We start from the raw sequence: 22,474 nt of genomic DNA on the forward strand, positions 1-22,474 counted from the left end.
TTTTGTTTTGTTACTATTGAAAGCCTTTTCTTAATCTTGTATAGTTTTTACATGAATAGCTGCAAGGAACAGGAAAGAGGGGGGATCAAATTGAAATGGTATGAGAATAGAATCAAATCAGCGATAGATGGGACAAATCCAATGGTGATCAAAGAATTGTCTGGCAGTTTTGCTGTTTATGGCGATGTCCAATTTCTTCCTGGATATTGTGTATTATTACCTAAAAGAGAGGTGGCTTCTTTAAATGATCTAGATTTAAATGAGCGACAGGTTTTCTTAACTGATATGACTCTTTTAGGAGATGCTATAATACAGGCTTGTTCTCCATTGAGAATCAATTATGAACTATTGGGAAATACCGATAACTTTCTTCATGCACATCTTTTTCCCCGTTATGAATGGGAAACCGACGAAGCGAAAAAAATGCCTGTTTGGTTGTATGACAAATCCCATTGGACTAATCCAGAGTATCACTATTCAGAAAAAAGAGATGGAGAGTTAAGACGAGAGATAGCCTCTTATTTAGAAATTGCCTATCGTTTGTCTAATGAACCTTTCTGAATCTAGTAACCTCTATAAAAGAACCTCCATGAAGCGATCGCTTCATGGAGGTTCTTTCCTTAGATCATTCAATATACTTAAGGATTGCGACTTCTTTTGGTTTCAGAACTGCCAACTGTTTGGTTTCTTTGGTTAGAAGGTCTTCTCCAGGGGCTTTCAGCTTCACTTCTGTTGTCTGCTCGGTATGGTTTAAGAAAAAGACGAGTGTATAGCCAGCACCTTTGCGACAGGTAACGGAGATTTCAGTAGGAGCAGCCAAGAAGTGCTGGGCATGAGTCGTTAATTTGTGATTTTCCAGAATGGTCGCTAAAAATGTAGTTAGTCCTTCAAGAGACAATTCTGTTCCCACGTAATACGCATACCCATCGTCGATCCGGTTCATGGTAATGGCGGGCTTATCGGTCAAATAACCGGAATGGAAGGTTGCCAAAGCTTTCGCACCTTTTAGATGGATGACTTCCTCCCATAGAGAATTGTCGTACCGACGACCTTGGAAGTCAATTTGGTGATGGGTAGCCGCTTTCATTGGGTAAAACTCTTCTACAATGATCCCTAAGGTGTCCCTAAACAGTCCTGGATAGCCCCCAAGATAGACTTGGTCATATTCATTGACGATCCCACTAAAGAAATTGGTCAAGAAGATGCCGCCTTGTCGCACGTAATCATGGATCTTCTTACCGAATGCTTCGGGTGCTGAATAGAGATTTGGGGCGATCACTAAAGGATAGCCGCCTAGGGATTCGGAAGGATGGACAAAGTCTACGCTCAGATTTAACGCCCTAAGTGCGGCATACAGGCTGCGTAACTGATGAATGTATTTTAAGGTTCTTGGTTTGGCATCCAATTCCAGCGCCCACCAATTTTCCCAGTCGAAGACAACTGCGACATCAGCCAAGAAGCGCGTCCCAACGATTTCGGATAGTTGCGAAAATTCGTTGCCTAATTGTGCACATTCACGAAAGATACGGCTTGACTGAGGATCTCCGTGAGGCACCATCGCACTATGAAATTTTTCCGCACCGCCACGAGACTGTCGCCATTGAAAGAACATGATACCATCAGCACCATGAGCTAGCGCTTCATAACTCCAAAGACGCAACTGGTTGGGGGTCTTGGCCCCGTTGATTTGTCGCCAATTAACGGCGCTGGTGGCTTGCTCCATGATCAAGAATGGCTTTTTCTTCAAACTGCGGGTTAAATCGTTAGCAAGAAATTGCGGGTAAGGGATTTTTTCAAAGGGATTCGGGTACGAATTCCAGCTGACCACATCTATTTCAGGTGCCCATTTAAATCCATCTACGTATTTGTGTAAGCCCATAAGATTGGTCATATAAGGAATGTCATGGGAATATTTTGCAATCGCCGCCTTTTCAATTTGATAAAGTTCCAGATTCATGTCGGAAAGAAACCGACGGTAGTCTAATTGCTGTGCAGGATTTTTGAAGGTTGGCATTGCCTCTGGTAAGAAAATTTCCTCCCAGCTGCCATAGGATTGACTCCAAAACTTCGTTGACCAAGCATCATTCAATCCAGCGATGGTCAGATATTTCTCTGCTAACCATGTCTGAAATCTTTTCCGACAATGATCGCAATAACACTCGTGGATGTGACACGTATATTCATTATTGATATGCCACATGACCAGCCCTGGATGATTAGCATAACGGTTTGCGACTGCTTCAGACAAATCGGCGGCATATTGACGATAGATAGGGGAAGTCGGACAGTAGTGCTGGCGCGCACCATGAACCAGTCGATTGCCATGAATGGTCACAGGCAGCATCTCAGGGTGTTTTTGAACAAGCCAAGCGGGAGGAGAAGCTGTTCCATTGGCTAGGTCGATCATGATATTGTTTTCATATAAAAGATCCATCAACCAGTCCAGAAAGTCAAAATCATAGGTGGATTCATCTGGCTGCAGATTGACCCAGCCAAAAATATTGATACTTACATAGTTCACACCTGCTTCTTTCATTAAGCGCATATCTTCAAGAATGACTTCTTTAGACCATTGTTCAGGATTGTAGTCGGCACCATAGTAAAGCTGACGTTGCGTTTTCATCAAATCGCTCCTTTATAGACGTTTCTTTAGTATCAAGATACTTGAATCATATCAAATATTCATCTGTTTGATAGCGGTATCATTTGAAAATCATGAAATGATCCAAAAAAACAAAGATAGTTCAATCTGGTTTCGCAACTAGGGCTATAGTCCGCCAGTTCTTTTGCCTTGCTGTTTTTTTAACAAAAATATACAATTGAAAAAGGCGGTAAATTAAAACATCTAAAATTTATCTCTCTAAGTAGTTGTTTTTTTATTAATAGTTTCTTTATAAAAAAATGCATGTTTATAACCAACAGATCAAAAAAACTATTAAACATTAGCAGAAGATTACTATGAGTCAAAGAAATGAATAATTATGTGTCGAGGAGTCATAAACGAGGAATGACATAAGTTATTCCACAAAAAATGCGAAAAAGGAGAGACACGTCCATGAACCAGCCAATACAGATCTTTTCTGAGATTGCGCCCTTAAAGCGGGTGCTGTTGCATCGTCCAGGAGCAGAATTGGAAAACTTGATGCCGGATTATCTTGATCGCTTGTTGTTCGATGATATTCCTTTTCTAGACCAAGCACAAAAAGAGCATGATTTTTTTGCCGAGACGTTAAGAAACAGAGGGGTGGAAGTCCTTTATTTGGAAGATCTTGCTGCAGAGACATTGTCGACGACCGGTGCCAAAGAAGCTTTTTTAGAAGATTATTTAAATGAGACAACGATCCTTGATGAAGAGATTCGCAACGAAGTGCGCAATTTTTTCCTGTCGATCAAAGATAATCGCTCCTTTATCGATCATACGATGGCGGGCTTGAAAAAAAGTGAGGTAGAAATTCCAAGAGCTAGCAAGTTAACGGCGATCGTTGAAACGGAATATCCTTTTTTGATCGATCCAATGCCAAACTTGTATTTCACGAGAGATCCGTTTGCTACGATTGGTCATAGCGTTTCCTTGAATCGAATGTATTCTGCAACGAGAAGACGAGAAACCCTCTACGGAAAACAAATTTTTACGCACCACCCGATGTTTTCCCGCAATGAGACGAACTTTTTGTATCATCGGGACGAAACGACGCGGATGGAAGGCGGCGATCAGCTGATTTTATCTGATAAAATCGTGGCGATCGGTATCTCTCAACGAACCGAGGTTGCTTCTATCGAAAAAATTGCCGAAACGATTTTTGCTACAGAACCGAGTTTTGAACATATCTTGGCATTTAATATTGGTGAAGAACGAAAATTTATGCACTTAGATACGGTCTTTACGATGGTGGATCATGATAAGTTCACGATCCATCCAGAAATCGAGGGAGAACTTTCGCTGTATTCAATCACTAAACACAAGGACGGTGTGCGAGTATATGAGGAAAAAGATACGTTGGAAAACATTCTTTGCCGTTATTTAGATTTGCCTGAAGTACACTTGATTCGCTGTGGTGGTGACGACTTAGCGGCAGCAGCCAGAGAACAATGGAATGATGGTTCCAATACATTGGCGATCGCCCCAGGGGAAGTCGTGGTCTATGACCGCAATACCATCACCAACGGGTTGTTAAAAGAGGCAGGCGTCAAGTTGAATGAGATCTCAGGAAGTGAATTGGTTCGCGGACGTGGAGGTCCACGCTGTATGAGTATGCCATTTATTCGTGAGTAGGACGAATCTTTGTTATTTTAATTACGGATTTTTGCTTTGAAATTATGAAAGTTAAGAAATAGAAGAGAGAAAAATAAAAGAAAGATTTGAAACGGCATTCTGTTTCTAATCTTTCTTTTTTGTCATCATTTAACCCCCTATAAATTGAAAAGGATTTCTTTTTGTGAAAATGTGTAATTTTTGTGACTTTTATATGTAAAGACTATAAAAAAACGCTAGGAACCTTGTTCTATCGCTAAATTTATGGTACGGTTATATTAGAAAACGGAAATAGGTGAAGGTATTTGCCACTTATTGATTTTTGACACCCTACGATCAGCGAATGCCATATGCTTGATTTGTAGTGGTTTTTTTTGCGGAAAAAAAGGGAAAGCAGGTGAGAAAATGGCAGTAGATGCAATTCGATTATTACAAGAAGCAGAGCAATTTGCTGAAAATAAAAACCAAGAAGCGGAAGCAGAAAAAAAACAATTGGCACAAGAACGCGAAGAACGGTTGAAGGCGTTTAAAAAAGAGTTGGCAGAAAAAGAAGCCCAACAAAAAGAAGCAATCAATCAAAAAATCGCAGCTGAGTTAACACAGTCAAAAGAACCGCTCATGGCTAAAACGAAAGCAGAAGTGGAAACACTACGAACGATCCCTAATGAGTTAAAGGAAGAAGCATTGGCAATAATAATAAATAAGGTTGTGACATAAATGGCAATTGCAAAAATGCAAAAGTTCAGTCTGTTGACCTTTTACGATCAGAAAGAAGCTGTTTTAGAGCAGCTGCAAGACTTTCAGGGCGTAGAACTGCTTTCTTCGGAGAAATACTACGATTCTGAAGAAACGACGGGTGTTTTGACACCGGTTCGCGAGGAACAGTCTGAAGAAGAAATGGAGAACCAGTTTGGTCAAGTCAACTGGAGCTTAAATTTTTTAGAAGAATATGTACCCAAAAAAGGAATGCTGGCACAACTGCGGCAACCAATCAAAAAATATACCCTTCAAGAATTGGCTGAAACAGCCCACACCTATCCCTGGCAAGAATTATGCCAGACCCTTCGTAAACAAGACAAACGTCTTCGCTTGATCGATCAAGAAAAACGCGATGTATTAGCACAAGAAGCAGAGCTGTCGATTTGGAAGTATTTTAAAGAGCGTCCAGCGGTTTTAAAGGAATTAAAAAAATCAGGTGGCTTGCTAGGTTCGATTCCCACTTCTGAAATGGCTGACTTTACGACGAACAGTGAGAAGCTGCCGCTCGTCTATGTGGAAACTGTTTATCAATCACAAACAACCACTTATTTACTGGTCCTTTTCCACAAAGATGTAAAAGAAAAAGTAACTTCACTTCTTAAAAAAGTAGCCTTTGAGCAATACATCTACCCTTATGAGGGCATCCCAGAAGAAGATCTGCAAACGATGAAAGAAAAATCCCAACGTTTAATTGATGAAGAAAAAGAGATCAAAGCCTCTCTTCGTGCAATGACAAACGAGCAAGAAACTTTGCGGATCGTTGCCGAGTATTTAGATGGAGCAATCACCCGCTTAAAAAGCAATAAGATGCTTTTACGTTCTACTCATGCGGTCTCGCTTTCTGGCTGGGTTCCTGTTGATGGAACGGCCGAATTAGAAAAACGCATCAAAAAAGGAACCACGGATAACTATTACCTCGAATACCAAGAAGTGACGGAAAAAGAGATTAGTAATGTGCCGATTTTATTAGAAAACGCACGTTGGATCAAACCTTTTGAAGGACTTGTTCGGATGTACAGCTTGCCGCAATATGACGAGTTAGATCCGACACCATTTATGGCGCCTTTTTATATGGTGGCATTCGGGATGATGGTTGCCGATTTTGGCTATGGTTTGCTTTTGTTTCTGGCGACGTTTCTTGGTAAAAAGCTGTTCCACCTCAGCAAAGGGCTGGAACAAAACTTGACCCTCTTTCAGTTATGCTCGATCCCCACGATTATTTGGGGCTTGATCTATGGCAACTTCTTCGGATTTGAATTCTCATTCCAACTGTTGTCTGCCCAGGATGATGTCAACCAGATCTTAGTCTTATCCGTGATCTTTGGGTACATCCAGATTATGTTTGGTTTGGCGCTGAAATTCTATATTCTATGGAAGAAAAAAGACCAGAAACTGGCTGCGATGTTCCAAGCCGGTTCATGGATCGTCTTTTTGATCAGTGTGGCTTTTGTTGCCGCAGGAATGCTGCTTTTCCCTGACACACCGTTACAAATGATTGGGATCGTAATGATCGCTGCCAGTCTATTAGCAGTGGCCATCGGAGGCAGTTTAGAAGGTAAAACCTTAGCAGGAAAAATCGGTTCTGGATTGTACGGATTGATGGATGTGACCAATTATGTTGGTGACTTGATCAGTTACACCCGTCTGATGGCGTTAGGGGTTGCCGGCGGAAGTATCGCCTCAGCCTTCAACTTGATCATCAGCTACCTGCCGCCAGCAGCCCGGTTTACGGTTGGTATCTTATTATTTGTGGCATTGCATGGCCTAAATATTTTCTTAAGTTACCTTAGTGCGTATGTTCATGGTATCCGTTTGCAGTATTTAGAGTATTTTGGAAAATTCTTTACGGGGGGCGGACGTGCCTTTGACCCCTTCAAATCAAATGAAAACTATGTAGAGATCATCTCAGAAGAGAAGTTACAGGAGGACAATAATGGAAAATTGGATTAGTTTCTTTTACGAAAATGGTGGAATTGTTTTTGCAGCTTTAGGTGTAGCGACCGCAACGATTTGCGGCGGTATCGGATCAACGATTGGTGTTGGGATGACCAGTGAAGCAGCGTCAGGCTTGATCTCAGAGCAGCCAGAGAAATTCGGACAAGCGTTGATCTTAGAGTTGCTGTCTAGTACTCAGGGGTTATACGGGTTCGTAATTTCCTTTATGATCTTTGGTCAAATCAGCGGTTCGCTTTCATTCGATCGCGGATTGTACTTGTTTATTGCTTCATTGCCAATCGCATTAACAGCGATCGTAGCCGGAAAATGGCAAGGACGTGCCGCAAGTGCTGCGATGCAGATTTTAGCCAAAAAACCAGAACATGTGACCAAAGGAATTATCTTGGTAGCGATGATGGAAACGTATTGTATTTTAGGGTTCGTTATTTCCTTCTTGCTTGTCTTGAATTAAGAGGAGGGAAAAGTGAATGCCTGATATTACACGTTTAACTGACAAAATAACCGCTGATGCGGAAAAGAAATACCAGCTGCAAATCAAAGAAGCGAAAAAAGAAAGTGAAAATCAAGAAAACTTGAAGCGAACGCAATTAGAAAAAGAGCTTAGTGAGCGGTTAGCTTTTTATGAAAAAGAAAAACGTGCGGCGATGTATTTGGAAATCTCAGATGTGCATATTCAATCAAGAAACAAGGTCTTGGCAGCAAAGCAGTCGGTCTTAGATGAGCTGTTTACTGAGGCTTTGACCCGTTTAAATACGATGGATCAAGCAGCATTTTATGCGTTTATCGCTAATGGCTTGGCGAATGCAAGGTTAACTGGTGAGGTTGAGTTGCTTTTAGGTGAGAAGACCCGCCATTTAGTGGATGAGGAGCTCCTCGCTAAATTGCAGGCATCTGCCCCAGATGTTCAGCTGAAACTGGTAAATAAAACGATCCCTCGTAAGGGTGGCTTTTTGTTGCGACAAGAAGCGATCGAGTTGAATTTTACTTTTGATGCGCTACTAGAAGCCAACAAAGAAGAGTTAAGCAATACGTTACTGCAATTGATTTTTGAACAGTAAGCAGGTGCAAACAGATGAATGACATCAAATACAATACCTTAAATACGAGAATTCGGACGTATGAATCGCAATTATTCGATCGCAGCCGCTATGAGCGGATGCTCTCGGCTGCTAGCGCAGAAGAAATCTACGGTATGTTGCAAGAAACGGTTTATGGTGACTTCATCAACGAGGATGATCGTGTACACGACTTTGAACATGTGTTGATGGCGGAGTTGAAACGGGTATACGACACGATGTATCAGCTGACACCGGAAAAAGCGATCGTTGATTTCTTTGCTTTGAAATATGACTATCAAAATCTGAAAGTCTTGGTAAAAGCGGCGTACATGCAAGAAGATTTTTCTGAATATCTTGTCCCAATTGGTACCCAGCCGCTTTCCGTCCTTAAGGATCTGGTCAAGACCAGAAAAAGCAATCTTGTTGCCAAAGAGATGGTTGATTGTGTGGAAGAAGTCTTCTCTTATATTGAGAACTACCATGAGGTCCAATCGATCGACATCATCTTTGATAACCACTATTGGGAACAATTGTGGACGATTGGCAAAGAATACGACGACGATCTGCTGCAAAGCTTGATTCGTCGACAAATCGATATTTTCAACATTTCAACAACGTTGCGCAGTTACGCGATGAAACGCAAGCGCGGCTTTATCAGCGCAGTTTTAGCCGATCATGGAAACCTGCCTGCAAAAGAATTGTTAGCTGAGATCACGACTTCCCTTGAGGCATTTGTGGCATATTTGCAAGGGACTCCTTATAAAGAACTGATCAATCACAGCTATGAAGAGTTGGTAGAGAAGAAGACCTTGAATACCTTTGATATACGCAAAGACAATTTTCTAATGGCGAAGCTCAAAGAACATAAAATTGTTCCTTTTGGCCCTTCAGCATTGGCAGGGTACTTGTACGCCAAGGAAATTGAAAGCAAGAACTTGCGTATTCTCCTGATTGGGAAAATCAATAAGGTGCCGGAAGAGATTTTAAGAAGTCGGGTGCGTGATAGTTATGCATAAAAAAATAGCAATGATGGGTGGTAAGAACTCGATCTTGCCTTTCAAAGGGCTAGGGATCGACATCTTTCCAGTCAGCGATTTGGATGAAGCCGCCCAACAACTAGAAGAAATGGCTGAAGCCTATGGGGTAATCTTTTTGACTGAGCGACTGATCGAACAATTAGAACCGATCGTTCGCCGCTATGAAGAAGTACCGACACCAGCGATCATTCCGATTCCAAGTAGTACGGGTAGTTTAGGGATCGGCATGGCACGAATTCAGCAAAATGTGGAAAAAGCGGTAGGAATGAATATATTAGATTCATAACAGACAAGTCAGCCAGCTAGGAGGAATAAATGTGGCATTTGGCACAATTGAAAAAGTATCGGGACCACTGGTCACCGCCTCAGGATTAAGTGGCGCAAAAATCCACGAAATCTGCAAAGTCAGTGACAAGGGCCTTATCGGTGAGATCATTGAGATCAAAAAAGGGCTGGTTTCGATCCAAGTATACGAAGAAACAGCGGGAATCGGACCAGGCGAGCCCGTGGAAACGACAGGCGCACCATTGTCTGTCGAACTAGCACCAGGTTTGTTGACTCAGATGTTTGATGGGATCCAACGACCATTAGATACGTTTATGTCGCAAACAGAAAGTGATTTTTTGGAACGAGGGGTTACCATCGATCCACTGAATCGCCAAAAGAAATGGACCTTTGTCCCTCAAGTACAAGTCGGTGATACCGTACAAGGTGGCGACATTTTAGGTTCAGTACAAGAAACATCGGTGATCGAGCATAAGATCATGGTGCCACCAAACTATGAAGGAACCGTCAAAGAAATCATGGTAGGGAATTTTGCTATTACTGAAGTGATCTGTGTCTTAGAAACCATTGAGGGTGAAAAAAACTTGACGATGGTTCAGAAATGGCCGGTTCGTCAACCACGTCCCGTTACTGCTAAATTAAATCCAGGCGAACCGCTGGTCACTGGTCAGCGCGTCATCGACACCTATTTTCCAGTGGCAAAAGGCGGCTCAGCTGCCGTTCCCGGACCATTTGGTGCCGGAAAAACGGTTGTTCAGCACCAAATTGCTAAATGGTCGGATGTGGATATCGTTGTCTATGTCGGCTGTGGCGAGCGAGGCAATGAAATGCGGGATGTTATGAATGAATTTCCTGAACTGATCGACCCAAATACCGGCAAGTCCATCATGGAACGAACGGTCTTGATCGCCAATACGTCGAATATGCCAGTTGCTGCTCGGGAAGCCTCAATCTATACAGGAATCACGATTGCAGAATATTACCGAGACATGGGCTATAGTGTTGCTATCATGGCAGACTCAACATCACGTTGGGCAGAAGCGCTGCGGGAAATGAGTGGACGATTGCAAGAGATCCCAGGAGATGAAGGCTATCCGGCGTACCTTGGAAGTCGAATTGCGGAATACTATGAGCGAGCAGGGCGTTTCCATTCATTAGGCACACAGCCTCGGGAAGGAAGCATTACCGCAATTGGTGCGGTTTCACCTGCTGGTGGAGACATCTCAGAACCGGTCACCCAAAATACCTTACGAATCGTGAAAGTCTTCTGGGCATTGGATAGTATGCTGGCGCAAAAACGGCATTTTCCTTCCATCAACTGGATGAATTCCTATTCCCTTTACGAAGATCAAATCAATTCTTATTTAGATCAATTATTAGGCGATCGCTGGTCGGAGCTAGTCAATGAATCAATGGCGATTCTCCAAGAAGAAAGCCGTTTAGAAGAAATCGTTCAATTGGTAGGGATGGATTCTCTTTCTCAAAGAGACCGTTTGACAATGATGACAGCCCGTTCTTTGAGACAAGATTACTTGCAGCAAAACGCCTTTGATGATGTTGACACGTATACATCTCGCAATAAGCAGTTCAAAATGTTGGAGAATATTCTTTACTTTAATGAACAAGCCCAACGTGCACTGCAGCTAGGTGCTTACTTAGATGAGATCACAAAAGGAACGGTTGATCTGCGTGAGCGCATCGCCCGCAGCAAATACATTCCTGAAGAAGAATTGACCCGCTTGGATACGATCAAGCATGACATCAAAGAAAAGTTACAACGAATCATTGAAACTGGAGGTGTTCATTGATGTTAAAAGAATATCGTACAGTTTCCGAAATTGCCGGCCCTTTAATGGTGGTCGAAAATGTTCGAGGCGTTAAATTCGACGAACTCGTTGAGGTCCGCATGGACACAGGCGAGATCCGTCAAGGTCAAGTACTGGAAGTCAGTGATGACAATGCTGTTGTCCAAGTATTTGAAGGTACCAGTAATTTGAGTGCTGAAGAAAGCAAAGCAAGGTTTCTAGGAACTGGTTTAACTTTAGGGGTTTCTCTAGATATGATGGGTCGGGTTTTTGACGGTTTAGGAAAACCAAAAGATAATGGCCCGAGAATCTTGCCCGAAAAACGCATCGATGTAAACGGTGAAGCCATCAATCCGATGGCACGGGACTTCCCGGATGAATTTATCCAAACTGGGATCTCAACGATCGATCATTTAAATACATTAGTTCGTGGACAAAAATTACCAATCTTTTCTGCTTCTGGTTTGCCTCATAAAGAGATCGCTGCTCAAATCGCACGACAAGCAACAGTACCCAGCCAAGAAGGCAATTTTGCGATCGTCTTCGCAGCAATTGGGATTCCGTTTGAAGAAGCTGAATTTTTCGTGGATGAATTCCGCAAAACCGGTGCATTAGATCGATCTGTTTTGTTTATGAACCTTGCCAACGATCCAGCAATCGAACGGATCGCTACTCCTAAGATGGCATTGACTGCAGCAGAGTATTTGGCTTTTGAAAAAGGCATGCACGTCTTAGTGATCATGACCGATATGACGAACTATTGCGAAGCATTGCGAGAAATCTCCGCTGCCCGCCGAGAAGTTCCGGGACGTCGCGGCTACCCAGGGTATCTATACACCAACTTAGCTACACTGTATGAACGGGCAGGACGTTTGATGGGCAAAGAAGGATCGGTTACACAGATTCCGATCTTAACGATGCCAGATGGCGATAAAACCCACCCGATTCCTGATTTGACTGGCTATATCACAGAAGGACAAATCATTTTGTCGCGGGACCTTTACAAACGCAATATCAATCCGCCAGTGGATATTTTGCCAAGTCTTTCTCGGTTGAAGGACAAAGGAACGGGAGAAGGTAAGACCCGTGCAGATCATGCGGCAACGATGAATCAAATTTATGCCGCCTATTCCGATGGGAAAGCTGCCAAAGAGTTATCGATCGTTTTAGGAGAGTCTGCCTTGTCTGATCTTGATAAAAAGTACGCGCGTTTTGCAGATCTTTTCGAAAAAGAGTATGTCAACCAGGGATTTGAAACCAACCGGACGATTGAAGAAACGTTAGATTTAGGCTGGAAGCTATTAGCTACCTTGCCAAAACAAGAGTTGAGCCGTATCAAAGAAGAATTTATCGACGCCTATTACCCAACGGACGAGGATGTGAGTTCTTAATGGCGATCTTAAATGTCAATCCAACTCGGATGGAACTAAGTCGTTTGAAAAAACGGCTGACGACGGCAACCCGTGGTCACAAATTATTGAAAGACAAGCAAGATGAGCTGGTGCGCCAATTCATTCAGCTAGTAAAGAAAAACCAGAAGCTTCGTAAAAAAATGGAAACTGCGCTGCAAGCAGGGATGGAAGAGTATGTGCTGGCTTCTAGTAGTATTCCCGATGTCGTTTTGCAAGAAGCATTTATGATCCCTTTAAATAAAGTGACCCTAGATGTACAAAGTCGGACCATCATGAATATGGATGTGCCAGTGTTAAATCCTGTTTACGAAGAAGAGAGCTCCGATGATGACTTTTCCTACGGTTTTGTAAGTACCACCAGTGAGCTGGATCTCTCGTTGTCTCATCTTGATCAGATGCTGCCAGTGATGCTTCAGTTGGCCGAAATCGAGAAAACCTGTCAACTGATGGCCAATGAGATCGAGCGGACGAGGCGAAGAGTCAATGCGTTAGAGTATATGACGATTCCCAAGCTGACGGAAACCATTCAATACATCGAAAGCAATCTGGCAGAAGACGAACGAGCAACATTGACCCGCTTGATGAAGGTCACAGATATCATTGCGGAAAATGAAGCAAAGTAAGGATTTTGCCAATCATTTGGAAGAATCAAAAAAGGCACGTAGAAGGGGGTTCCTTTCTACGTGTCTTTTTGCTTGTTAAGAGCGTAAGAGCAGTTGGTCATCTTTTAATTCAGCACCGCTATTTTGATGGAACATTTCCATCAATTCAGGGACGGTTAAATGTTGCTTTTGCTCACCGGCAATATCCACGACGATCTTGCCTTGATGAAGCATGATCAGGCGATTGCCATAGCGAATGGCATCTTCCATATCATGAGTAACCATGAAGGCCGTCAACTGCTGTGAACGAATCAATTGATCGGTCAATGCCATGACAGTCAACGAGGTTTTTGGATCTAGGGCAGCGGTATGTTCATCTAATAAAATCAATTTAGGTTGTTGCAACGTTGCCATCAAGAGGGTAATCGCTTGACGCTGTCCGCCTGATAACAAACCGATCTCGGCAGAAAGACGATTTTCTAAGCCTAAGTTTAGACTGGCTAATTTTTCTTGGAAAAACGCGCGATTTTTTGCTTTGACGCCTGTCGCAAACCCTCGGACTTGGCCCCGTTTGTAAGCAAGTGCTAAGTTTTCTTCAACAGTCAAACGAACCGCTGTCCCCATACGTGGATCTTGAAAGACTCGGCTAATATCCTTTGAGCGTTTCGTAACGGATAAACGGGTGATGTCTTTCCCATCTAAGGTGATTTTTCCTTGTTCTGTTGGGATCGTTCCTGCAATACTGTTTAAAAGGGTCGATTTTCCGGCACCATTGCCACCGATGATCGTGATAAAATCTCCGGCATTCATCGTCAGGTCAATGCCTCGCAAGACATGGTTCTCATTGATCGTCCCTTTTTCAAAGGTTTGGTGTAGATTTTCGATTGTTAAGACTGAAGTCATTAGGATTGGCCTCCTTTGGTTTTTGGCAGCATCTTTTTAAGTCCTAGTTTTGAACGAAGCTGCGGTAACGAGAGGCAGATGACTAAGACGATTGCGGATGCCAGTTTGATATCATTGGCTTCGACATTGAACTCGAAAACGACGGCCAGGATAAAGCGATAAACGATCGCTCCAATCACGATGGTGATCAACCGCAAAAGCAAAGATTTATTGGCAAATAAAACTTCTGCAATAATGATCGATGCTAAGCCAATCACGATCGTACCGATTCCGGAGTTTAGGTCAGCAAAACCGTTGTTTTGGGCTAAAAGAGCACCTGAAAGGGCGATACAGCCGTTAGAGATCATGTAACCGATGATCTTCATATTATCGGTGTTGATGCCGTTGGCTTCACTCATAGCTAAATTATCGCCTGTTGCGCGCAATGCTAAGCCGATCTCTGTACGGAAAAAGAGGAACAAGCACAAAATGACGATAGCTGCGAAGAGAAAGCCCGCAAGAATCACGGCATTGTTTTTGGTCAGACCCATTGCTTGAAATTGGGTGAAGACCGTGTCTTGTCCTAACAAGGCAATGTTGGGAGCACCCATCACACGATTTGTGATGGAATAAAGCCCAGTCATCGTGATGATCCCGGCCAACAAGGCTGGGATCTTTAGTTTTGTATGCAGTAGTCCGGATACCAAGCCGGCTAACATGCCACCGCCAAAGCCCATCAAACTGGCTAGTATGGGGGAGACGCCATTCGTAATACTGATTGCAGCGATCCCTGCACCTAATGGAAAACTTCCTTCTGCAGTTAAATCAGCGATATCCAGAATACGGAAGGTCAAAAATACTCCGATTGCCAGCAATGCCCAAAGGATCCCTTGAGAGGTGGCAGATTGTAGTAATAGTAAGAACGTGTCGACTAAATTCATATGATTTCCTCAAATCTAAAATAGTATGGTTATTCTGGGGCAGTGATGCTGGCAGGATCAATCCCTAAAGCTGCAGCCATTTCTTCATTGACGACTAACTCTAAATTCTCCGCTGTTTCAACGGGTGTGGTAGCTGGTTCTGCATCGCCATCTAAAATTTTTGCTGCTAGTTTTCCTGTTTGAATGCCTAGTGATTTATAGTCAATACCATAAGTTGCTAGAGCTCCATCATCGACTTGTTCCACGGAACCTGCGACGATCGGTGTTTTGGTTTCTTTCGCCACTTCACCGACGATTGCAGCAGCAGAGGCAAAGGTATTATCTGTTGGAATATAAATGCCATCGACATCTTTTGCCAGGCTAGTGGTCACTTGCTGCACATCATTGGTGGTATTGGCGGTCAATACTTTAACGTCGACTCCAGCAGCTTTTAAGGCTTCTTCTGCCAAGTCTGCTTGAATTTTCGAGTTAGCTTCACCTGCATTATACATAATGCCGATCGTCTTGGCGTCAGGGACGATGCTTAACAGCAAATTGATCTGCTGCTCAATGGGTACCATGTCTGACGTACCGGTGATGTTGCGACCGGGTTCTTCATTTGAGTCGGCTAATTTTGCCCCAACTAAGTCAGTAACTGCGGTAACCACGATTGGGGTATCAGTGGTTTCATTTGCTAACGAAACAGCAGCAGGCGTAGCGATGCCCAATAAAAGATCAGGGTTGGCATTCACTAGGCGTTCGCTCATACTTTTTAAGTTGTCTTGACTGTTTTGCGCATTTTGGTATTCGATCATCAGGTTTTCACCTTCTGTGTAGCCCGCTTCTGCTAAGCCTTCTTTAAATCCTTCGTAGGCGGCATTCAAGGAGCCATGTTCCACGAGTTGCAAGACACCGACTGTTTTTGATCCGTCGTTTCCCTCAGAAGCATTGTTTGATTCCCCACAAGCTGCCAGTGCCAGTAGTGAAGCCGTTAATAATCCAGTTGTGATCCATTTTTTCATTTTCATTGTAACTCCTCCTATAAACGTTTCTTTTTTAATTGGGGTTTACCTGAACAAAAAAATCCATTCAGACAATCGTCTAAATGGATTCGATCCTATACCAAGCGTAAACGTATATTGGCAACCATTTAGAAGATTTTCTACATGGCTGCAAGTTCAAGTTAAAATGCTTTAGCCATCATAGATACAAACAAAACTCGTTTTGCGGTTTGCATCCATAATGTGTTATGAATACAAACTATCTAAAGTAGCTAAAGTAAAAGATATTCAGTTGTGGGGACACGGTCGTTTTTAACATAAAAAAGTTCCTCCATACTTGAATTGTTTTTAGTATAGACAAAAAAAAGCGGACTGTCAAATGTTTTTCCTGAATTATCTGAAAATTTTTGAATAACAATCAGAAAAAGTCTGAAAAAGATGCTTTGTTTCAACAAATTAAAAAGAAAGAAAAAAACTTTGTTTCATCAAGCTTTCTTGCTTGAAAATAAACAAAGTTTTTCTAAACATCACTCGTTTTCTTCTTTATAATAACGAATGGTATTTTTGATTTCACGAATACTGTAAAGCAGATCATCCTCAAAGGATTGATCTTGATCAATATCGATGGTCTCATTGAACATTGCTTCGTATTCAGCGATCGTTAGTTTTTGACGGGCATCAAGTAACGTTTGGTGAGCAGCTTGTGCTAACTGTTTTTCATAACCGGGTACCAATACGCCGCTGAAAAATTCAGCAACCGCTCCTGAGCCGTAACTAAACAGTCCTATCCGATCATTGGCTTGCAAGCTGGAGGAATTTTCTAATAAAGAGATCAAGCCTAGGTACAATGAACCCGTATACAAGTTGCCGGTCCGACGACTGTAAACGATCGATTCTTCATAGCGAGCCATCAGGCGTTCTTGTTGCGTTTCTTCTTCTTCGGCAAAAACAGCCAATAAGGCTTTTTTTCCCATTTTTGTATAAGGAATATGGAAACTCAATGCAGCGTAATCTTTTGCTGTGCGTTGCGTTTTTTCGCAATGGGCTTGCCAAACTTGTTTAAAGGAATCGATATAGACGGCATTTGACAAGTGGCCATCTACCATTGGATATTGATGACCAACGGGACGCCAAAAATCATAAATGTCTTGCGTCAACATCAAATTATCGTTATCCAACTGCAAAATCGCTGGATCTGCAGAGATCAGCATAGCAACTGCACCTACGCCTTGAGTGGGCTCTCCACCGGAAGCTAAGCCATACCGGGCGATGTCTGAAGCCACCACCAAAACTTTGCTTTTTGGATTGGCTTGTACGTGGGCTTTAGCAAACTGTAAGCCTGCTGTTGCGCCATAACACGCTTCTTTGATTTCAAAGGAGCGGGCAAATGGTTGAATACCCAATAGGCGATGCAAAACCACTGCCGAAGCCTTTGATTCATCGATGCCGGATTCTGTGCCGACGATCACCATATCAATTGCTTGTAAATCTTCTTTTGTGAGGATATCTTTTGCCGCATGCATGGCAAAGGTGACGATATCTTGCGTTTTTTTATTGACCGCCATTTGATCTTGACCGATCCCGATCGTAAATTTATTTGGGTCGACCTCTCGGGCGTGAGCTAGATCAACCATATCTATAAAATAGGGGGGGACATAAAAATTTATTTTATCAATACCAACGTTCATTCTGTCGCTCCTTTATGTTCTACGTACTTAGTAGGCTACACGTTCTAAGGTATCATATTTTTTGAAAAAAATGAAAAAGAATTGATTAGAATTTAAACTTTATTAAAGAAAGTAGAAAAGGGCACAGCAAGCTGATGTGGGGTATTCTTTTTTGGAGGATTTAATGATATATTTCAAGAGGAGGTGACGTACGTGGAAGAAGTTGTCATTATCGACGCACTAAGAACGCCAATTGGCAAATACCATGGGTCATTAAAAGAATATTCAGCAGTAGAATTAGGAACAATTGCTGCGAAAGCCTTGTTGGCAAGAAACCAACAAGCAAAAGAACATATCGCACAAGTGATTATCGGAAATGTCCTGCAAGCAGGCAGTGGGCAAAATCCAAGTCGCCAAGTTTCCCTGCAAAGTGGGCTTTCTTCAGATATTCCAGCCTCAACGATCAACGAAGTTTGCGGTTCGGGAATGAAAGCGATTCTAATGGGCATGGAGCAAATTCAGTTAAACAAGGCATCAGTCGTCTTGACTGGTGGGATCGAAAGTATGACGAATGCGCCGCTATTCAGTTATTATAACAAGGCGGATGATCAGTATTCAAATCCAGTATCAACAATGATGCATGATGGCTTAACAGACGCTTTTAGTAGCAAACCGATGGGCTTAACGGCTGAGACTGTTGCAGAAAGATATGGCATCACTCGACAAGAACAAGATGAATTTGCCTACCACTCCCAAATGAAGGCTGCCAAAGCACAAGCGGAAAAGAAATTTGAGCAAGAGATCGTACCCGTGACCGAAAAGTCTGCTACCGTTTCCCAGGATGAAGGCATTCGCGCCGCTACGACAGTCGAAAAATTAGCTGAACTAAAAACGGTTTTCAAAAAGGACGGTACGGTGACTGCTGGGAATGCCTCAACCATCAATGATGGGGCTGCCATGGTCTTGATCGCCTCAAAAAGCTATTGTGAGGAGCATCAGATTCCTTATCTGGCAGTGATCAAAGAGATCGTTGAAGTTGGCTTTGCCCCAGAGATCATGGGAATCTCACCAATCAAAGCAATCGATACTTTGCTGAAAAAGCAAGCACTGTCGATTGAAGACATCGGTATTTTTGAAATCAATGAAGCCTTTGCAGCTTCCTCGATCGTAGTAGAACGTGAACTTGGTTTGGATCCCAAGAAAGTCAACCGTTACGGTGGGGGCATTTCCCTTGGCCATGCGATTGGAGCAACCGGTGCTCGGATCGCAACGACCGTCGCTTATCAGCTAAAAGACACACAAGAACGTTATGGGATCGCCTCTTTATGTGTCGGTGGCGGGTTAGGGCTAGCGATGCTGTTAGAAAACTCTTCGGCGGCAGCAAGTCAAGCCGATTTTCATGAAGAGTCGGCATCAGAAAAAACAGAAAAAAAAAAGTTTTACGCCCTTACGCCTAACGAACGACTAACCTTTCTTGAAGCACAAGGGGCGATCACAGCAGCCGAATCCTTGGTTTTTCAAGAAATGGCATTAGACAAGGAAACTTCCAATCACTTGATCGAAAACCAGATCAGTGAAGTGGAGATTCCCTTAGGTGTGGGGTTGAATCTGCAAGTGAATGGCAAGAGATACAATGTCCCGTTAGCCACAGAAGAACCTTCTGTGATTGCAGCGATGAGCAATGGAGCAAAAATGGCTGGGCCCATTACAACGACCAGTCAAGAACGTTTGCTTCGAGGCCAGATCGTCTTTATGACTGTTCAGGACCCGGATGCCATTTTGGCAAAAGTCAACACAGAGCAAGCGGCGATTTTTGCAGTGGCGAACGCGGCGTATCCCTCGATCGTAAAACGCGGTGGGGGCTTACGACGAGTGATTAGTCGGAACTTCTCGCCAACAGAATCTGAATTAGCAACAGCCTATGTCTCAATCGATTTGTTGGTTGATGTCAAAGATGCCATGGGCGCCAACATCATCAATTCGATTTTAGAAGGAGTGGCCGACCTCTTTCGGAAGTGGTTCCCAGAAGAAGAAATTCTCTTTAGTATTTTAAGTAATCTTGCCACGGAATCGTTAGTAACAGCCACTTGCTCCGTGCCTTTTGACAAACTGAGCAAGATCGGAAAGGGTAGACAAGTTGCCGAAAAAATCGTTCATGCAGCTGATTTTGCCAAGATTGATCCATATCGTGCCGCCACCCATAACAAAGGGATCATGAATGGCGTTGAAGCGCTGATTTTGGCTACCGGAAATGACACTCGCGCCGTTTCGGCAGCTTGTCATGGCTATGCTGCCCGTAATGGTCGCATGCAAGGGCTGACTTCTTGGAAAATAGTAGAAGACCGTTTGATTGGTAGTATCACACTTCCGTTGGCGATCGCCACAGTCGGGGGTGCCACAAAAGTATTGCCAAAAGCCCAAGCGGCGTTGGCTTTGACCGGTGTTGAAACGGCGAGTGAGTTAGCTTCGCTGGCGGCAAGTGTCGGGTTGGCTCAGAATCTGGCAGCTTTGCGGGCATTGGTTTCAGAAGGAATTCAGCAAGGCCATATGAGCATGCAAGCCCGTTCATTAGCTATTTCAGTTGGGGCAAAAGGAACTGAGATCGATCAGCTGGCAGCTAAGCTGCGAGCGGCGAGTCAAATGAACCAAGAGCAAGCCCGTAAATTTTTAACAGAAATACGCAACTAAAAAAGGTTCTCTAGGGAAATTCCTAGAGAACCTTTTGTTTATCGTTTAGAAATCGCCGTGTGGGCATACGCCTCGATCAATGGAATGACTTCTAGTTTAACTTTGTATTTGCGTTCTAGAGCGGTTTCGATGGTAAAAGTATCACTTTCTGTTTCAGAAATTGTTGCTAGAACACGATCTTCTTTCGGGGAAGCTTCGATCACGGTCGTTTCTCCTGAAGATTGTTTTGCAGAAAATTTAGGGAATGCTGCGATTTTTTCGGCAAATGCTGAAAAAGTCATGGATTCATCAGAATCATCAGCCGTTGATTTTTCCACTTCTTTAGTTTTAGTTGATGCAGGTATAGTTGGTGCCGTTTCTTCCTTCACTTCTGCTGGTTCTTTCGCAGGAGCGGAGGTAGGTGCCGCACTTTCTTGCGGATTGGTCGGTAACCAGTAAGCAGCGATCTCATCGACTAAGTTATCGCTGAAACGATCAAGTAAGCCAGCTTCTAAGCGTTGAATTCGTTTCACGACGATTTTGAAGTTCTCATCTAAAGGAACAGCGATTTTTTGTTCTTTGGGTGTTTCCTTCAACAATTCAATCAATAATTCCTCTTGATTTTTAGGATTGATATAAACAGTTGTCGGAAGGTCGAACTTATCTGCTGTTTTGCGCTCGATCGCTGTAAACAACTGTTGTCGAGCTGTTTCATAAGACGGGCGGAATTGTTGTTTCAATTTTGCTAATTGTTTCTTTTTCATAATCTTCTCCTCTCGATCACTATCGATTATAAGGAAAATTTGCAGAAAAGAACAGTCATTCTCATGAAAAAATACAAAAAAAATTATATATTTCCTGAAAAAACGCCAGCGCTGCTAAAGAAGCGGCGTTGGCGTTTCTACTAGATCATTGATTTGATGGTACTTAGGCATTAGGATCAAAAGCTCCTTGTCTCCAGTGGCGACTAAGTAGTTTTCCCAAAGAAAAAAGCGTACTTCCCCAGTGAGTTTCTCAGCCAGCATCTGCTGATAGTCGCTAGACGACCATTGACGCGCCGGAAAATGTTGGACTTTGTCTGGCCATACAAGAAAAACAAAATCAGCATGTAAGGCTTTTTGAACAGCAGGGGAGAGGTGAATCAAATCAGTTGTCTTCATAGGCTTCTCCTTATAGAGAGTAAAATTAAAACCCTGTCGTATCTGGATTGGTCGCTTTCCCAACGACACCATCTAATTGATCGATCGTTTTCATGTCTTCTTCAGATAGCTCAAAATCAAAGACATGGATGTTTTCTTCGATCCGACTCGATGTGACTGATTTTGGTAATGGCAAGAAACCATGTTGTAAAGACCAGCGTAATGCAACTTGAGCGATTGATTTTTGATGCTTTTCAGCTAATGCTTTCATTTCTGGTACATCAAATATCTTCCCGGTACCTAATGGGCTGTATGCTTCAAGCAATACATCGTGTTCTTGGCAATAAGTTACCACTTCTTCTTGTAACTCGCCAGGTGCAAGGAAAATCTGATTGACCATTGGGAAGATGGTCGCTGTTTTTTTCAATTCTTCAAAATGATGAGGCAAGAAGTTGCTGACCCCGATCGCTTTGATTTTGCCTGCCTGATACAGTTCTTCAAAAGCGCGCCATGTTTCTGCATTCGCTGTTTGCCAGTTGTCACGAAAGGCTACTGGGTTTGGCCAATGGATTAAGAAAAGATCGATATAGTCTGTTTGTAGTTTCTCTAAGGACTCTTCAAAAGAAGACATCACAAGATCATAGGAATGGTTCGCATTCCACAATTTTGTAGTCAAAAAGAGTTCTTCGCGGGGAATGCCGCTTTCTTTGATCGCTTGACCAACACTGGCTTCATTTTTATAGCCTTGGGCTGTATCAATATGGCGGTAACCTACTTCCAGTGCTTTTTTGACTGATGCTACGGCAACGTCGCCGTCTGGTGTTTGCCATGTGCCAAAACCTAACTCAGGGATGGTTACATTGTTTGATAACGTATAGCTGTTCATGTTCATTCCTCCGTTTTCTGTGATACCTTTAGTTTAGCAGACGAGGACGGATTTTCCAATGAATGCATCTTTCAAAAAGGAAGTGGCCAATAAGAAAAATGACGTTTGGCTCTTGTCAGTTCGCCTATTTTTTTTGTACACTAGAC

20 protein-coding genes are annotated in these 22,474 nt (G+C 43.0%); 12 read left to right on the forward strand and 8 right to left on the reverse strand.

Going from position 1 to position 22,474, the window contains the following annotated elements; genetic code table 11:
• The first annotated feature begins 90 nt into the window (after window positions 1-90).
• On the forward strand, window positions 91-561 hold the full coding sequence (locus IGJ17_RS05355) for an HIT family protein (RefSeq protein WP_176256982.1): 471 nt from the start codon (window positions 91-93) through the stop codon (window positions 559-561).
• Window positions 562-625: 64 nt separating this feature from the next.
• Here IGJ17_RS05355 and IGJ17_RS05360 read toward each other — a convergent pair whose 3' ends face one another.
• The gene (locus IGJ17_RS05360) at window positions 626-2,623 is read right to left on the reverse strand and encodes a beta-galactosidase (protein WP_086332193.1); all 1,998 of its coding nucleotides are present in this window, start codon (window positions 2,621-2,623) and stop codon (window positions 626-628) included.
• A gap of 432 nt (window positions 2,624-3,055) precedes the next feature.
• Here IGJ17_RS05360 and arcA point away from each other — a divergent pair, with 432 nt between their 5' ends.
• From arcA to IGJ17_RS05410, 10 genes are all read left to right on the forward strand, one after another.
• Complete coding sequence (gene arcA / locus IGJ17_RS05365; protein WP_008380978.1) at window positions 3,056-4,273, forward strand: arginine deiminase; 1,218 nt, start codon at window positions 3,056-3,058, stop codon at window positions 4,271-4,273.
• Window positions 4,274-4,657: 384 nt separating this feature from the next.
• Window positions 4,658-4,969, forward strand: coding sequence for a hypothetical protein (locus IGJ17_RS05370; RefSeq protein ID WP_008380980.1), 312 nt, complete (start codon window positions 4,658-4,660; stop codon window positions 4,967-4,969).
• Window positions 4,970-6,961 carry a V-type ATP synthase subunit I gene (locus IGJ17_RS05375; protein WP_008380982.1) on the forward strand — a complete coding sequence of 664 codons (1,992 nt, stop codon included), beginning with the start codon at window positions 4,970-4,972 and terminating at the stop codon, window positions 6,959-6,961.
• Entirely contained in the window at window positions 6,945-7,418 is a 474-nt protein-coding gene (locus IGJ17_RS05380; RefSeq protein ID WP_005237160.1) for a V-type ATP synthase subunit K, read from the forward strand. Before IGJ17_RS05375 ends, IGJ17_RS05380 begins: the two co-directional genes overlap by 17 nt.
• Before the next feature lie 16 nt (window positions 7,419-7,434).
• On the forward strand, window positions 7,435-8,025 hold the full coding sequence (locus IGJ17_RS05385; protein WP_429961156.1) for a V-type ATP synthase subunit E: 591 nt from the start codon (window positions 7,435-7,437) through the stop codon (window positions 8,023-8,025).
• Between the two features lie 14 nt (window positions 8,026-8,039).
• Window positions 8,040-9,041, forward strand: coding sequence for a V-type ATP synthase subunit C (locus IGJ17_RS05390; RefSeq protein WP_005237156.1), 1,002 nt, complete (start codon window positions 8,040-8,042; stop codon window positions 9,039-9,041).
• Window positions 9,034-9,348 (forward strand): V-type ATP synthase subunit F, encoded by a 315-nt coding sequence (locus tag IGJ17_RS05395; protein WP_005229240.1) that lies wholly within the window; start codon window positions 9,034-9,036, stop codon window positions 9,346-9,348. Before IGJ17_RS05390 ends, IGJ17_RS05395 begins: the two co-directional genes overlap by 8 nt.
• A 31-nt stretch (window positions 9,349-9,379) precedes the next feature.
• A complete protein-coding gene (locus IGJ17_RS05400) occupies window positions 9,380-11,155 on the forward strand; it encodes a V-type ATP synthase subunit A (RefSeq protein WP_008380990.1) in 1,776 nt (591 codons plus the stop codon).
• Window positions 11,155-12,543 carry a V-type ATP synthase subunit B gene (locus IGJ17_RS05405; protein ID WP_005237151.1) on the forward strand — a complete coding sequence of 463 codons (1,389 nt, stop codon included), beginning with the start codon at window positions 11,155-11,157 and terminating at the stop codon, window positions 12,541-12,543. The genes IGJ17_RS05400 and IGJ17_RS05405 overlap by 1 nt, the downstream gene beginning before the upstream one ends.
• Window positions 12,543-13,187 (forward strand): V-type ATP synthase subunit D, encoded by a 645-nt coding sequence (locus tag IGJ17_RS05410; protein WP_016613064.1) that lies wholly within the window; start codon window positions 12,543-12,545, stop codon window positions 13,185-13,187. The genes IGJ17_RS05405 and IGJ17_RS05410 overlap by 1 nt, the downstream gene beginning before the upstream one ends.
• 75 nt (window positions 13,188-13,262) lie before the next feature.
• Here IGJ17_RS05410 and IGJ17_RS05415 read toward each other — a convergent pair whose 3' ends face one another.
• From IGJ17_RS05415 to IGJ17_RS05430, 4 genes are all read right to left on the reverse strand, one after another.
• The gene (locus tag IGJ17_RS05415; RefSeq protein ID WP_005237149.1) at window positions 13,263-14,069 is read right to left on the reverse strand and encodes an ABC transporter ATP-binding protein; all 807 of its coding nucleotides are present in this window, start codon (window positions 14,067-14,069) and stop codon (window positions 13,263-13,265) included.
• Window positions 14,069-14,989 (reverse strand): ABC transporter permease, encoded by a 921-nt coding sequence (locus tag IGJ17_RS05420; protein WP_005237148.1) that lies wholly within the window; start codon window positions 14,987-14,989, stop codon window positions 14,069-14,071. The genes IGJ17_RS05415 and IGJ17_RS05420 overlap by 1 nt, the downstream gene beginning before the upstream one ends.
• A gap of 29 nt (window positions 14,990-15,018) precedes the next feature.
• Complete coding sequence (locus IGJ17_RS05425) at window positions 15,019-15,996, reverse strand: ABC transporter substrate-binding protein (RefSeq protein WP_086332194.1); 978 nt, start codon at window positions 15,994-15,996, stop codon at window positions 15,019-15,021.
• 500 nt (window positions 15,997-16,496) lie between these two features.
• On the reverse strand, window positions 16,497-17,657 hold the full coding sequence (locus IGJ17_RS05430; RefSeq protein WP_016613067.1) for a hydroxymethylglutaryl-CoA synthase: 1,161 nt from the start codon (window positions 17,655-17,657) through the stop codon (window positions 16,497-16,499).
• A gap of 192 nt (window positions 17,658-17,849) precedes the next feature.
• On the opposite strand from IGJ17_RS05430, the gene IGJ17_RS05435 reads away from it, so the two are divergent.
• Window positions 17,850-20,324 (forward strand): hydroxymethylglutaryl-CoA reductase, degradative, encoded by a 2,475-nt coding sequence (locus IGJ17_RS05435; protein WP_086332195.1) that lies wholly within the window; start codon window positions 17,850-17,852, stop codon window positions 20,322-20,324.
• Window positions 20,325-20,362: 38 nt separating this feature from the next.
• On the opposite strand, the gene IGJ17_RS05440 is transcribed toward IGJ17_RS05435, so the two are convergent.
• The 3 genes from IGJ17_RS05440 to IGJ17_RS05450 all read right to left on the reverse strand — a co-directional run bounded on the left by IGJ17_RS05440 (window position 20,363) and on the right by IGJ17_RS05450 (window position 22,334).
• Window positions 20,363-21,067 carry a hypothetical protein gene (locus IGJ17_RS05440; protein ID WP_005237132.1) on the reverse strand — a complete coding sequence of 235 codons (705 nt, stop codon included), beginning with the start codon at window positions 21,065-21,067 and terminating at the stop codon, window positions 20,363-20,365.
• 114 nt (window positions 21,068-21,181) lie between these two features.
• Complete coding sequence (locus tag IGJ17_RS05445; protein ID WP_016613070.1) at window positions 21,182-21,463, reverse strand: hypothetical protein; 282 nt, start codon at window positions 21,461-21,463, stop codon at window positions 21,182-21,184.
• 25 nt (window positions 21,464-21,488) lie between these two features.
• The gene (locus IGJ17_RS05450; RefSeq protein WP_016613071.1) at window positions 21,489-22,334 is read right to left on the reverse strand and encodes an aldo/keto reductase; all 846 of its coding nucleotides are present in this window, start codon (window positions 22,332-22,334) and stop codon (window positions 21,489-21,491) included.
• Between the last annotated feature and the right edge of the window lie 140 nt (window positions 22,335-22,474).

It is taken from the genome of Enterococcus sp. DIV1096b (assembly GCF_050498765.1).
Classification (GTDB): Bacteria; Bacillota; Bacilli; order Lactobacillales; family Enterococcaceae; genus Enterococcus_D; species Enterococcus_D entomosocium.